The sequence below is a fragment of the Mycobacterium pseudoshottsii JCM 15466 genome (assembly GCF_003584745.1).
In the GTDB taxonomy this organism is placed as follows: Bacteria; Actinomycetota; Actinomycetes; order Mycobacteriales; family Mycobacteriaceae; genus Mycobacterium; species Mycobacterium marinum.
The window spans coordinates 3,458,773-3,472,257 of sequence record NZ_AP018410.1 but is presented as its reverse complement, the minus strand read 5'-3'; the positions used below and the strand labels follow the sequence as shown (position 1 = coordinate 3,472,257).

Here is a 13,485-nt window from a genome sequence, read left to right as displayed (position 1 = left end):
CAACAACGCCGGAGCCCTGGAAGTAGTCCCTGTCGAGATCCTGAAGGAGGACGCGGGTGTTCCGTTGTGCTGTATACATGATGGCCTCGGGCTCAGCTGGTCATATCGGGCTCTGGGAAATTATTTGGACTGCCCGATAATCGGCATCAACCAAATCGCGGAAAATGGCGAAGCTGAACCCGAATCGATTCGCAGCATGGCGGCAAACTACGCGGACAGGCTTCAAGCGGCCTACCCGGCCGGACCCTATAACCTCCTCGGCTGGTCTTTTGGTGGCGTCGTGGCTCACGAGCTTGCCATCGAACTTCACCGACGCGGATGTGTGGTGCAACGGTTGATCCTGTTGGATCCGCCACAACTGCCCGGCAGCACATTGAGAAGCCTTGGGGTTGAAGAAGATCAGATCGTGGACGGCGGCTCGCGGCCTAACCACGCGGCTATTCGAGAGCAAGCGGAGCAGCTGATTAACCAACTGCGAGAAGTGGTGGACTTTACCGCTCTACCCATTGGAATCTTTGACTTCGCAGCCCGAAATGCCAAGGCGGTCCAGTCGTATCTTCTGGAACACAAGGCCGACGTGTTCGACGGAGATATGACCATATTTCTCGCTGGGCGAAGTGGACAAATGAGTGATTCGTCCCAACTGCAAAATTGGCGAAAGTATATTGCCGGCGACATTACAACGTACTCCGTCGACTGCACACACCATGAGATGCTGACCGCCGAATCGCTCAGCATGTACGGCGAACAACTCAAGAAACTATTAGAAGCTTGAGCCGACGTTGCGCCGCCGGACTACCGGCGCCGCACCAGCAGCGTCTGCGCCGACGTCCCCACAAATCCGGTCGTATCGAAAATCTCAGCCGTCGTCACTCCCAGGCCATCTGGCCCGACGGAGGCGCGAGCGCGCAACGCGAAATCGGTGCCGGTCGGAAGTCGGTGCAGATGAACGACCGTATCGGTGTTCATGAAGAGAAACCGGTTGGGATCCAGGATCGCGCCGACGCCGTTGGCGCAGTCGACCACGGCGGCCAGCTGTTGCAGCGGTGACGCCGGATCGGTGTCGACGATGTGAGCCGTCGGCCTGAACCAGGACACCGCGGCGGGTTGTCCTTCAGTGTCCTGCGGGCGCCAGCTGAGTGCGTCGAAGTAGCCACCGACCCCGGCAAAAGCGGCTGGACGGGGTTGCGCCGGTCCCTCCACCAGCGGGGGATACCGATCGGATGCGACGTCGGTGGTGTCGCTGACCGCCAGTAGCCACGCGGTCACCCGGGCCAGCACGCGATCGGCCACCATCTCCGCAACCATCATGGCGACCCGCGACCCCGGGCGCTGCACCCAAGCCCGGGCCCGGACCGGAGCCACCGGAATGGCCCCGAGGATGTCCAGGCTGAGCCGGCCGATCCGCAAACCCGATCCTGCCGACAGTTCTTCGATCAGTTTGGTCAGCAGCGCCAACGGGGGAGATCCGTGCTGAATGTCGGGATCCCAATTGCTGCGGGTGAAGTCGGTCGAGTCGAACATCTGGTAATCGCCGTCGGCCCCGGGCAGGCGGCGGTAGTAGCAACCGTTCATGCCGTCGGCTCGATTGCGGAGCACGAAACCGCTTCGGCGGGCGGCCGATCCGGCCACCCGGGATACGGCGGTGGTGTCCCGCCATAAGCCGGACAGTGCTGCTGGTGCGGGCACCAATTGCATAGCCGCGATGCATTGGGGCGGAAGTCGCCCGACTGTCCCGCCGATTGGATGGCACGCCAGATGGCCATCAGGGTCTTCTCAAAGCGAAGCAGCTCGTCACGATCCGGCGAATAGTCCAGCACCTGCCCGTCAGCCAGATAGATCAGCCGCAATCGGGAGGGCAACACGCCCCGCGACCGAAACAGCGCTACTCCGTAGAACTTCATCTGGAACATGGCTTTGAACTCCGCCAGCGCCCGGGCGGCGGGCGGGGCCTTGCCCGTCTTGTAGTCGACCACCCGTAACTCACCGGTAGCGGCGACGTCGATCCGGTCGATATAGCCGCGCAACAGCGTGCCGTCTGCCAGCTCCACCTCGACGCGCTGCTCGCAGCTCTGCGGGTCGAATCGCCTCGGATCTTCCAGCCGGTAGTAGCCCGACAACAGTGCACGGGCATCCTCGAGCAATTGGGCTTGCTGGTCGGCTGCCAGCTCTCCGGCCAGGTCTAGCTCACCGGCGATCACCTGCTCCCAGGCGGATTCCACCAGTGACCGGGCGGTGTCCGGTCCGCGTTGCACCGCGGGTAGAGCGTAGAGCTGCTCGAGGGCGGCATGTACCACAGAGCCTCGCAGCTGCGCCGTTGACGGTTTCTCGGGCAATCGATCGATCGCCCGAAACCGGTACAGCAGTGGGCACTGTTTGAAATCGGCGGCCCGTGACGGCGACAGCGCCGGTCGGATATACACGCCCGCCACGGAGCCCGGCTGGTCCGTCATATTCGCAGCCTATGACTGGGCACCGACAACCCCGGACACCGGCTACGGCGCGTCAGCTGGCACCCTAGACGACGTGTCAGCGACCGGTCCGTTTCACGTCGGCGAACGTGTTCAGCTCACCGACGCCAAGGGGCGTCACTACACCATCACCCTCACTCCGGGCGCGGAGTTCCACACCCATCGCGGCCGCATCGCGCACGACGTGATCATCGGCCTGGAGCAAGGCAGCGTGGTCAAGTCCAGCAATGGCGCGCTGTTTCTGGTGCTGCGCCCGTTGTTGGTCGACTATGTGATGTCGATGCCCCGCGGGCCCCAGGTGATCTACCCCAAGGACGCCGCGCAGATCGTGCATGAGGGCGACATCTTTCCCGGTGCCCGGGTGCTCGAGGCGGGCGCCGGATCCGGGGCACTCACCCTGTCACTACTGCGAGCGGTCGGGCCGCAGGGGCAGGTGATCTCCTATGAGCAGCGCGCCGATCATGCCGAGCATGCTCGTCGCAACGTGACCAACTTCTACGGCGAGGCGCCCGAAAACTGGCAATTGATCATCAGCGATATCGCCGACTCGGAGCTGCCCGACGGCTCGATCGACCGGGTAGTGCTGGACATGTTGGCGCCGTGGGAGGTGCTCGACTCGGTCTCCAGGCTGGTGGTCGCCGGTGGCGTGTTGATGATCTACGTGGCCACGGTGACCCAGCTGTCCAAGGTTGTCGAGGCCGTGCGGACCCAGCAGTGCTGGACAGAGCCGAGATCGTGGGAGACCCTGCAGCGGGGCTGGAACGTTGTCGGGCTGGCCGTACGGCCGCAGCATTCCATGCGCGGACACACCGCGTTTCTGGTCGCCGCACGCCGGCTGGCGCCGGGTGCGGTAGCCCCCGCGCCACTGGGGCGCAAACGCGAGGGGCGCGATGGCTAGCCGGGAACAGGCCTAACCGAGCCAGTCCTCGCTGCGGTGCAGGACGCGGTGCGCCGACAACAGTTCGAACTCGGGGTGCGCGGCTACCAGGCGTTCGGCCGCGTCGAGGACATCAACGGCATGGCTGCGCTCGCTGGAAACCACGGCCACCCCAATTCCGGCCCGTCGGTGCAGCTCGAGTGATCCGGTCTCGGCGGCCGACACGGCGAACTTGCGCCTGAGCTCGGCGACAACCGGGCGAACCACCGACCGCTTTTGTTTGAGTGATCGCACGTCGCCCAGCAACACATCGAACTCCAGCCAGCCGATCCACATCCGCAGACTCAGCCGGGAGGACCCGAAGACGGGGCGACAGACCCAGTCGCTGGTGGGCTTTCTTCGGGGGCCGGCTCGACCGGGGCAGGTTCCGGGTTGGGGGCAGGGCCAGGACTGGGCTCTGGCGTAGCCGTCTGGGATCCCCGGGAATTGCCGAGAGCCAACAGCATCTCCGAGGTTCGCTGGGATAGCTGCCAGCCGCCGTGGATCGGCGTGAACTCCATCGGGAACGTGAACTCGCGATTCTCCGGTTGGGCGGTGGTGACGACGACGGTGGCCACCACATCGGACGGATTGGTCGCCGACCACGCGAGGTCGTTGGCAGCGAAGTTCATCGGCAGGTACCCGCCATCTCGGGCGGCGGTGGTGAACCGGTCCAGGGCCGCAGCGGTGTCAGGGGTTGACCCCTCAACCAGGTCCAGTTTCTTGTCTCCCGGAATGTTCGGATCGGCGAGCCGGGACAGCGCATCGACTAGGGCTTCGGGGGGTGGCAGGGGAGCGGACGGTGGGACCGGCAGGGCACTGGGTGCGGCCGGTGGCGCGGGTGCGACGGCCGACGTCGAGCTCTCGGCGTTGTCCGGTGACGGTGAACACCCCGCGACCCCCAACGTCGCCACGGCGGTGATGGCGGTGATGGCGGTGATGGCCAAGCGGCGGTTTCGGTGCATCCAGCGGCGGGGTCGGCTATCGGCGTTTCAGGGAAGTTCGCGAAGACGACACTCGCGAAGATGGAGTGCAAATCACACCCTCGGGCGCGGCGCCCATCGGCATCAGGACCGCGGCGGCTGTGGCTAGGGATTTCACGTCGCGGCGCTCCTTTCTGTCGGCCCAAGTGGTAGCCGAGATTACCAGTGGACTTCAACTTGTAACTTTTCAACGGCATTTGGTTCCGCACATGAAGCCGCGATCGCCGGTAGCGTTGGGGTATCCGCTGCACCATTCCTGGTGTGGGAAAGGAGCGCAACATGGCTGATTCAGAGCGTTCCGAAGCATTCGGGACACCCGACGACACCCCCTTGTCCAGCAAAGATGCTGCCGAATTAGAACAGCTGCGGCGTGAAGCCGCGGTGCTGCGTGAGCAACTCGAGAGCGCAGTTGGGCCGCAAGGCACGGCGCGGTCTGCCCGCGATGTGCATCAGCTCGAAGCCCGCATCGACTCGCTTGCCGCCCGCAACTCCAAATTAATGGAAACTCTTAAAGAAGCCCGGCAGCAGTTGCTGGCGCTGCGCGAAGAGGTCGACCGGTTGGGTCAACCGCCCAGCGGTTATGGCGTTCTGCTGTCGACGCACGACGACGACACGGTCGACGTGTTCACCTCCGGCCGCAAGATGCGCCTGACCTGCTCGCCCAACATCGAAATCTCGTTGCTGCGGAAGGGCCAGACGGTTCGGCTCAATGAGGCCCTGACCGTCGTAGAGGCCGGCACGTTCGAATCGGTCGGCGAGATCTCCACCTTGCGAGAGGTGCTCGCTGATGGTCATCGGGCGCTGGTCGTCGGCCACGCGGACGAGGAACGCATCGTCTGGTTGGCTGAGCCGCTGGTTGCCGAGGACCTGCCGGATGGTTTTCCCGACGCGCTCAACGACGACACGAAGCCACGCAAGCTGCGTCCGGGTGACTCACTTCTCGTCGACACCAAGGCGGGCTACGCCTTTGAGCGCATCCCCAAGGCCGAGGTCGAGGATCTGGTGCTCGAAGAGGTGCCCGACGTCAGCTACGAGGACATTGGTGGCCTGACGCGCCAGATCGAACAGATTCGTGACGCGGTCGAGCTGCCGTTCCTGCACAAGGAGTTGTACCGGGAGTACGCGCTGCGCCCGCCGAAAGGCGTGCTGCTCTACGGCCCGCCTGGTTGCGGCAAGACACTGATCGCCAAGGCCGTGGCGAACTCGCTGGCCAAGAAGATGGCCGAGGTCCGCGGTGATGACTCTCGCGAGGCGAAGTCGTACTTCCTCAACATCAAAGGCCCCGAGCTGCTGAACAAGTTCGTCGGTGAAACCGAGCGTCACATCCGGCTGATCTTCCAGCGGGCCAGGGAGAAGGCCTCCGAGGGCACACCGGTGATCGTGTTCTTCGACGAGATGGACTCGATCTTCCGTACTCGCGGCACCGGGGTTTCCTCCGATGTCGAGACCACGGTGGTTCCGCAGCTACTCAGTGAGATCGACGGGGTGGAGGGACTCGAGAACGTCATCGTCATCGGTGCTTCCAACCGCGAGGACATGATCGATCCGGCCATTCTGCGGCCAGGGCGACTGGACGTGAAGATCAAGATCGAGCGGCCCGACGCCGAAGCGGCACAGGACATCTACTCGAAGTACCTCACCGAGACGCTGCCTGTTCACGCCGACGACCTTGCCGAGTTCGAGGGCGAACGTCCGGCGTGCATCAAGGCGATGATCGAAAAGGTCGTCGATCGGATGTACGCCGAGATCGACGACAACCGGTTCCTGGAGGTCACCTACGCCAACGGTGACAAGGAAGTCATGTACTTCAAGGACTTCAACTCCGGGGCGATGATCCAGAACGTTGTCGACCGAGCCAAGAAGAATGCGATCAAGTCGGTGCTCGAGACCGGCCAGCCAGGCCTGCGCATTCAGCATTTGCTCGACTCGATCGTCGACGAGTTCGCCGAGAACGAGGACCTGCCCAACACCACCAACCCCGATGACTGGGCACGGATCTCGGGCAAGAAGGGCGAGCGGATCGTCTACATCCGCACCCTGGTGACCGGCAAGTCGTCGAGTGCCAGCCGGGCGATCGACACCGAGTCCAACCTCGGCCAGTACCTGTAAGGGGCGCTACCTGGAAGAGGGTCAGTCGACCTCGAGCGAGTAGCTGTTGGACAGGTCGTCCTGCGTCACGTGAGCGGGGCGGTCGGTGGTGTCGACGCGCAGCGTCTCGGCCAGCACGCGTGGCTCATAGGACCATCCTTCCGGCAGGTCCAGTCGTGCGGCCAGGCCGGGTAGGTCGGCGCGGGCAAGGTTGGGGTCCACCACCTGGCTCCAGGTCTGCATCACCCAGCGTTGTCCACCCGGGTCGATGAGTTCGTAGATCTCTGCGCCGGCGTTGAAGACAAACACCGTGTGACGGTTCACCCGATTGACGGTGTAGGGGGCGGGGCTCATCGACGACATCTGCACGGTTGCCTGCTTGAGCATTTCGATTCCGCCGAATGACTTGCTCTCCGGCGGCCCCTGGGGCTCCTTCTCAATGCTGTTCATCAGCCAGTAGCGGGGCCCGTTGAGCAGGGCTGCGGCCACCCCGTTTTCGGCGGCCAGGGCTTGCGCGTCCAGCGCGGACCACAGTTCCGCGGGGCAATCGTTGAGCGGAAAGCTGTTGTAGACGGTGGCTTGTGGACCGGATTCACCGATTTCGACGAGAAGCACCTCGCCGTAGCGTTTCCCGGATAAGTCTTCTACCTGCTCGGGTACGGACACCAGCGTGAAGTTAATCACCGCCGGGACTGGCGTCAACATCGGTGTCATCGATGTTGGCGCGGTAGCGGCCGCGTGCGATCAAGGTGATGTGCAGGTTCTCGATGAGCGGGTCGACGAATGTTGCACGGTATGCGGCGTCACCAACTGCGCGGGCGCTGATGTACATGAAGGTCAACGCGCCAATGAACAGACAGAGATGGATCAACGAATCCGGCACCGGCACGGTCAGCCCGAGCACGGTCGCGTTGCTGGACACGTTGTGGCTCCATTCCTGGAGCAGGGCTGGGCTGAGCACGATCAGCCCGAGGATGACGTAGATGGTGGCGGTCAGCATCGCCACCACCATGATCTGCACCAACTGGTGGGCGGTGAGCACGAAGACCACATTGGCCCGCTCGGCTCGGGTTAGCGGCCGGCTGCTCGGCGGATCCGGCATCGCCGCAAACGGGGTGTCGGCCAGTTCCTGGCAGTTCTTGGGCTGCACGGTCGGTGCCTGCAGCATGGGTTTGACTCGCTCCGCGGTGGTGGAGATGACGAATACGCTCGCGATACCGACCAAAAATGCGATGGCCAGGGCCAGCCGCTCCGCGCTGATTGTGGAGGCCATCAGCCAGATGTTGCTGTTGAAGAAGACCAACGTGGTCAGCAGAACGACGGGCAAGGCTCGAACCGCCAGGGCGCCGATCGTCGCCAGGTGCGACAGCGTCATTCGGACCGACCACCCGGTGACCGATCCGATACCGCTACCGGTGAGCAACAGCACCATCACCGCGGCCAGGGCCGCGTCCGGCAGATGAGACACCGAGGTCTCAACGATCAGGACGATTGCCACCAGGCTGACCGCCACGGTCGCCGCCACCGAACGCTTCCGGCTGTCGGACAGTCGCGACACCAGCCAGCCGACGAACGTGATCAAGACCGGTGCGATCGCGACCAGGGTCACCAGCACCCATTCGCGGGGTGTCGGTTGCCCATCGATGACGACCTCGTCGCCGTGGGTGATCAGCAGAATCGGGAGTGTCCAACAGTGCAGTGTCGCGTACGCGGCCAGCACCGGGGCAGACCGTGACCACAGCCGCCGCCAACGGGCCCGCCTGGTCAGCACCGCGGGCAAGCCCCGTTCCAGAAACCAGCTTTCCGCCGCGGCACTCGACGGGTCTCGGCGTGCCGGAGCGCGGTGCGGGGAAGGGTTCATGCCGGCTCAACCCTAGCGGCGGCCCACCGTTGCTGCTGTGCTAGTTCAACGTGCTGATGATGTGTCTTTCGGTTTCATTCCCGTCGATCGTGCCGCCACTGCGTTTGTGCTTGTAATCAAAGACGGTGGACTACGCGACCACTACCACCTGCCCGGGGTGCAGAGGGGTGCAGACCGGCGATGTTGAACGGTTTGTTGGCCAGCGGTCCCGTGATCTCGTCGCCGTTCCACGTAACTACGTCCACCCACATGTACTCCCGGGTGCCGTCCGGGCCCTCAAAAGCGGCCTTGACTTGCATAAATTCGCCGGGCGGCAGCCCTTCGTTGAACGCGGCGCGCAGCGCGGGCAGCTTGGCTCGCGCGGATCGGCTGGCGGCTGCCAATGCGTCGTTGTGGGCAGCGGGAACGATCGAAGCTCCGGAGTCGAACGCGGCGCAGAGAATCGCGTGCCGACGGGCCCCAGCGTCCTGGCCCGGTCCTCGGTCGAAGGTGATCTCGAGTAGCCGGTTCATCGGATCGCCGTCGTGGTGCTCGCCCATTCTCACGGTGAGCGGCGCGGCCCCGGTCGCGTTGGGCCTCAAACGCCGGTAATCCAGATCGAATTCTCCGGAACGATCGACAACGGGCCGATCAGCGATCGCCTGGCAGAACGCGCTCACGAGCTGTCCGACGTTGCTGCATACCGACCGCGGCACCTGGTTCACGACTACGTCGGGCAGCCCAAACTTCGCCATTCCCAGCGTGACGACTCGCATCTGGCCATTGATCTCGTAGGCGTGAATGATCGTATGGTCGTCAACATCTGGGGTTGGTCTGGTCCATCGATCGACCCTGATTTCCTGCCAGGCGCCCGGCGTGAATATCTGCCGAGTCTCGGCATCCCAAATCAGTCCGCCAGTGGCGGCGGTGAGGCTACCCGTCAGCTGCTGCGCGGCACGAAGACGATCCCAAGCCTGCTCAATCGGGCAGCTGAAGTTGAGGATGAACGCGGCCTGGGTGGACTGTAGAGCGACGGCCAGCTGCGGGCTGACGCCGTAGTTGAAGAGTTCAACAAATTCCGGATCCGGCGGGGGATAGTCGTTTCGCGGATCGATGTTGGCGAAGGCACATACCGTCGGCTCCGTCTCGTCACCGTTGATGGACTCCACCTGGTGAAATCCGGCGGATGTGTTCGCCAGCAGTTCATCCAGGGTGTCGAAGGGGTCTGCGGCAGGCATGGGCAGGTAATAGATCGCGAATGTGAAGGCAATCCCGCCGTCGAGCAGCGGCCCGGCCGGAATCAGGTCGGTGACGTCCTGCCCTTGCTGAAAAGGGTTCGGGCTCACCGTTGGCCGCCCCGGGTAGCCGTGCCGGCGGTGCGAGGAGAAGTTGGCAAACTCATCGGAAATAGCAACGGCTGCAAGATTTTTAACGTCAACGTAGATTCCCCGAGGGGCTCGATGCGACGGTCAGCCGAGACCGTATCAACCCCGCGCGGTCCGCACCACTAGGCGTGCGGGCAACTTGTATCGCGAATTGCGGAGGTTGCTGTCCCAGCGCGGCATGCCAGCCTGGGGACGCCCACCTCGCCCGCGGCACGGGCCGCTGAGATGTTCTGGGTCGGCGGGCCTAGGCTCTAGGCATGCAACGGATTATCGGAACGGAGGTCGAGTACGGCATCTCGTCGCCGTCGGACCCGACAGCCAACCCGATCCTCACTTCGACGCAGGCGGTACTGGCCTATGCCGCGGCCGCCGGCATCCAGCGCGCCAAACGGACCCGGTGGGATTACGAGGTGGAATCACCGCTGCGCGACGCTCGGGGTTTCGACCTGAGCCGCTCCGCGGGTCCACCGCCGGTGGTGGATGCTGACGAGGTCGGCGCGGCAAACATGATCCTGACCAACGGGGCGCGGCTGTACGTCGACCATGCACACCCCGAGTACTCCGCACCCGAATGCACCGATCCGCTCGACGCGGTGATCTGGGACAAAGCCGGGGAGCGGGTGATGGAGGCCGCGGCCCGCCATGTCGCCAGCGTCCCCGGTGCCGCGAAGCTGCAGCTGTACAAGAACAACGTCGACGGCAAGGGCGCGTCCTACGGATCGCACGAGAACTACCTGATGAGCCGGCAAACCCCGTTTTCGGCCATCATTGCCGGTCTGACGCCCTTTCTGGTGTCTCGGCAGGTGGTCACGGGCTCCGGCCGTGTCGGCATCGGGCCCTCCGGTGATGAGCCGGGCTTCCAGCTGTCCCAGCGATCCGACTACATCGAGGTCGAGGTCGGCTTGGAGACCACGCTCAAGCGCGGCATCATCAACACCCGCGACGAACCGCACGCCGACGCCGATAGGTACCGCCGGCTGCACGTCATCATCGGCGACGCCAACCTGTCTGAGACGTCGACCTACCTGAAGCTCGGCACCACTGCGCTGGTGCTCGACCTGATCGAGGAAGGTCCGGCGCACGGCATCGACCTGACCGACTTGGCGCTGGCCCGCCCGGTACACGCGGTGCACGCCATCAGTCGTGATCCCTCGCTGCGGACGGCAGTGGCGCTTCTCGACGGCCGTGAACTGACCGGTCTTGCATTGCAACGGATTTACCTCGAACGGGTGGCGAAACTGGTCGATGGCCGTGACCCCGATCCCCGGGCTTCACACGTCGTGGAAACCTGGGCAGACGTGCTCGACCGGCTCGAGCGTGACCCGATGGATTGTGCCGAGGTCTTGGACTGGCCGGCCAAACTGCGATTGCTCGAAGGTTTCCGGCAGCGGGAGAACTTGAACTGGTCGGCGCCCCGCCTGCACCTGGTCGATCTGCAGTATTCCGATGTCCGGCTGGACAAGGGGCTCTACAACCGGCTGGTGGCGCGCGGATCGATGAAGCGGTTGGTCAGCGAACACCAGGTGCTCGAGGCCGTGGAGAACCCGCCCACCGACACCCGCGCGTACTTCCGCGGCGAATGCCTGCGCCGGTTTGGCGCCGACATCGCCGCGGCGAGCTGGGATTCAGTGATCTTCGATCTGGGTGGGGATTCGCTGGTGCGTATTCCCACGCTCGAACCGCTGCGCGGCAGCAAGGCCCATGTCGGAGCGCTGCTGGATTCGGTGGACAGCGCGGTCGAACTGGTGGAACAACTCACCAGCTGAGGGCCCTTGATGGGGCAGGCGCGTGAGGCGAGATGGTGACGGCATAGCCCGACAAATGGGGCTTCAGCCGGGAAACGTCGGGGCTGGCCGGTACTGTTAGGGAAAGACCGGCGGGGGCGTGAGTCACGACCCCCCGGCATCTAATCGGCCATGACGAAGCAGGAGGCGGCGATGGCTCAGGAACAGACCAAACGTGGCGGTGGTGGCGGCGATGACGAAGACGTCACCGGCACCACCGCCGCGGGCCAGGAGCGCCGCGAGAAGTTAGCTCAAGACACCGACGATCTGCTTGACGAGATCGACGACGTCCTTGAGGAGAATGCCGAGGACTTCGTTCGCGCGTACGTCCAAAAGGGCGGCCAGTGACCTGGCCGTTGCCTGATCGCCTGTCCATAAATTCGACCATTTCCGGATCCGCTGTAGACCTATCATCGTTCGCTGAATTCCTCCGCCGCCAGGCGCCGGAGTTATTACCTGCGAGCATCAAACACGGTGGGGGTGCCGTGGGTGACCAGTTGCCGCACGCCACCACCATCGTCGCCTTGAAGTATCCCGGTGGTGTCCTGATCGCCGGGGACCGGCGTTCGACGCAGGGCAACATGATCGCCGGGCGCGATGTGCGCAAGGTCTACATCACCGACGACTACACCGCCACCGGCATCGCCGGCACCGCCGCGATCGCCGTTGAGTTCGCGCGTCTTTACGCCGTGGAACTCGAACACTACGAAAAGCTCGAGGGCGTGCCGCTGACATTCGCCGGCAAGGTCAACCGGCTGGCCATCATGGTGCGTGGCAACCTGGCGGCCGCAATGCAGGGATTAGTGGCCCTGCCGCTGCTGGCAAGCTATGACATCCACGCGTCTGACCCGAGGTCCGCTGGTCGCATCGTCTCGTTCGACGCTGCCGGCGGCTGGAACATCGAGGAAGAGGGCTACCAAGCGGTGGGTTCGGGATCGATCTTCGCCAAATCGTCGATCAAGAAGTTGTACGCGCAAGTCACCGACGCCGATTCCGCGCTGCGGGTGGCCGTCGAAGCGCTCTACGACGCAGCCGACGACGATTCGGCCACCGGCGGCCCGGATCTGGTCCGCGGGATATACCCGACAGCGGTCACCATCAATGCCGACGGTGCGGTTGACGTACCCGAGGTCCGCATCGCCGAACTGGCTCGTGAAGTCATCGGAAGTCGTTCACGCGCTGACACTTTCGGCCCTGACGGTGGTGAGAAGTGAGCTTCCCTTACTTCATCTCGCCGGAACAGGCGATGCGCGAGCGCAGCGAGCTCGCGCGAAAGGGTATTGCGCGCGGCAAGAGCGTGGTGGCGCTGGCCTTCGCCGGCGGTGTGCTGTTCGTTGCCGAGAATCCGTCGCGGTCGCTGCAGAAGATCAGCGAACTCTACGACCGGGTGGGTTTTGCGGCCGCCGGCAAGTTCAACGAATTCGACAACTTGCGCCGGGGCGGGATTCAGTTCGCCGACACCCGCGGTTATGCCTACGACCGTCGTGACGTCACGGGACGCCAGTTGGCCAACGTGTATGCACAGACGCTGGGCACCATCTTCACCGAGCAGGCCAAGCCCTACGAGGTCGAGCTATGCGTCGCTGAGGTGGCGCACTACGGGGAAACGAAGGCGCCCGAGCTCTACCGAATCACCTACGACGGGTCGATCGCCGATGAGCCGCATTTCGTGGTGATGGGCGGGACCACCGAGCCGATCACGACGGCGCTCAAGAACACCTACACCGAAAACGCCGATTTGCCGGACGCGCTGGATATCGCGGTGGAGGCGCTACGCGCCGGTAGCGCGGAGAATTCCAGCAATGACCAGCCCGTACTCGGTGTGGCCAGCCTCGAAGCCGCCATCCTGGACGCCAACAAGCCGCGGCGCGCGTTTCGCCGGCTGACTCGCTCGACCCTCGAAACACTGCTGCAGGAGCGGGATTCCAAGGAATCTGCCGAGTCAGAAGAGCCCATAGAGTCCGAAGAGGGCAAGAAAACGGGCAAAAAATCCGACGCCGATTCGTCTGATTAGCGCC

The 13,485-nt window shown here is 64.0% G+C and carries 14 protein-coding genes; 7 read left to right on the top strand and 7 right to left on the bottom strand.

Annotation, left to right across the window (positions count from 1 at the left end):
- Positions 1–64: 64 nt before the first annotated feature.
- Positions 65–775, top strand: coding sequence for a thioesterase domain-containing protein (locus MPSD_RS15780; RefSeq protein WP_167470899.1), 711 nt, complete (start codon positions 65–67; stop codon positions 773–775).
- 20 nt (positions 776–795) lie between these two features.
- Here MPSD_RS15780 and MPSD_RS15775 read toward each other — a convergent pair whose 3' ends face one another.
- The gene (locus MPSD_RS15775; protein ID WP_015355661.1) at positions 796–1,575 is read right to left on the bottom strand and encodes a thioesterase family protein; all 780 of its coding nucleotides are present in this window, start codon (positions 1,573–1,575) and stop codon (positions 796–798) included.
- The gene (locus tag MPSD_RS15770; RefSeq protein ID WP_119571732.1) at positions 1,572–2,453 is read right to left on the bottom strand and encodes a RecB family exonuclease; all 882 of its coding nucleotides are present in this window, start codon (positions 2,451–2,453) and stop codon (positions 1,572–1,574) included. The genes MPSD_RS15775 and MPSD_RS15770 overlap by 4 nt, the downstream gene beginning before the upstream one ends.
- A 73-nt stretch (positions 2,454–2,526) precedes the next feature.
- Here MPSD_RS15770 and trmI point away from each other — a divergent pair, with 73 nt between their 5' ends.
- Positions 2,527–3,369, top strand: coding sequence for a tRNA (adenine(58)-N(1))-methyltransferase TrmI (gene trmI, locus MPSD_RS15765; RefSeq protein ID WP_041300280.1), 843 nt, complete (start codon positions 2,527–2,529; stop codon positions 3,367–3,369).
- Between the two features lie 12 nt (positions 3,370–3,381).
- Here the strand turns inward: trmI and MPSD_RS15760 are convergent, their stop codons facing one another.
- On the bottom strand, positions 3,382–3,684 hold the full coding sequence (locus MPSD_RS15760; RefSeq protein ID WP_012394777.1) for a DUF503 domain-containing protein: 303 nt from the start codon (positions 3,682–3,684) through the stop codon (positions 3,382–3,384).
- A gap of 8 nt (positions 3,685–3,692) precedes the next feature.
- Entirely contained in the window at positions 3,693–4,352 is a 660-nt protein-coding gene (lppK, locus tag MPSD_RS15755) for a lipoprotein LppK (protein WP_036426519.1), read from the bottom strand.
- 297 nt (positions 4,353–4,649) lie between these two features.
- On the opposite strand from lppK, the gene arc reads away from it, so the two are divergent.
- Positions 4,650–6,479, top strand: coding sequence for a proteasome ATPase (gene arc, locus MPSD_RS15750; RefSeq protein WP_020787185.1), 1,830 nt, complete (start codon positions 4,650–4,652; stop codon positions 6,477–6,479).
- Positions 6,480–6,500: 21 nt separating this feature from the next.
- Here the strand turns inward: arc and MPSD_RS15745 are convergent, their stop codons facing one another.
- From MPSD_RS15745 to MPSD_RS15735, 3 genes are all read right to left on the bottom strand, one after another.
- Complete coding sequence (locus MPSD_RS15745; RefSeq protein WP_020787186.1) at positions 6,501–7,124, bottom strand: hypothetical protein; 624 nt, start codon at positions 7,122–7,124, stop codon at positions 6,501–6,503.
- A gap of 10 nt (positions 7,125–7,134) precedes the next feature.
- Positions 7,135–8,319: an SH3 domain-containing protein gene (locus tag MPSD_RS15740; protein WP_179953016.1), complete on the bottom strand. Its 1,185-nt coding sequence runs from the start codon at positions 8,317–8,319 to the stop codon at positions 7,135–7,137.
- Between the two features lie 116 nt (positions 8,320–8,435).
- Positions 8,436–9,644, bottom strand: coding sequence for a DUF2314 domain-containing protein (locus tag MPSD_RS15735; protein ID WP_020787188.1), 1,209 nt, complete (start codon positions 9,642–9,644; stop codon positions 8,436–8,438).
- A gap of 296 nt (positions 9,645–9,940) precedes the next feature.
- Between MPSD_RS15735 and dop the strand changes: the two genes are divergently transcribed.
- From dop to prcA, 4 genes are all read left to right on the top strand, one after another.
- Positions 9,941–11,449 carry a pup deamidase/depupylase gene (dop, locus tag MPSD_RS15730; RefSeq protein WP_012394771.1) on the top strand — a complete coding sequence of 503 codons (1,509 nt, stop codon included), beginning with the start codon at positions 9,941–9,943 and terminating at the stop codon, positions 11,447–11,449.
- Between the two features lie 171 nt (positions 11,450–11,620).
- Complete coding sequence (locus MPSD_RS15725) at positions 11,621–11,815, top strand: ubiquitin-like protein Pup (protein ID WP_012394770.1); 195 nt, start codon at positions 11,621–11,623, stop codon at positions 11,813–11,815.
- The gene (gene prcB, locus MPSD_RS15720; protein ID WP_086084996.1) at positions 11,812–12,681 is read left to right on the top strand and encodes a proteasome subunit beta; all 870 of its coding nucleotides are present in this window, start codon (positions 11,812–11,814) and stop codon (positions 12,679–12,681) included. The genes MPSD_RS15725 and prcB overlap by 4 nt, the downstream gene beginning before the upstream one ends.
- Positions 12,678–13,481 carry a proteasome subunit alpha gene (gene prcA / locus MPSD_RS15715; protein WP_011740317.1) on the top strand — a complete coding sequence of 268 codons (804 nt, stop codon included), beginning with the start codon at positions 12,678–12,680 and terminating at the stop codon, positions 13,479–13,481. The genes prcB and prcA overlap by 4 nt, the downstream gene beginning before the upstream one ends.
- Positions 13,482–13,485: the final 4 nt, after the last annotated feature.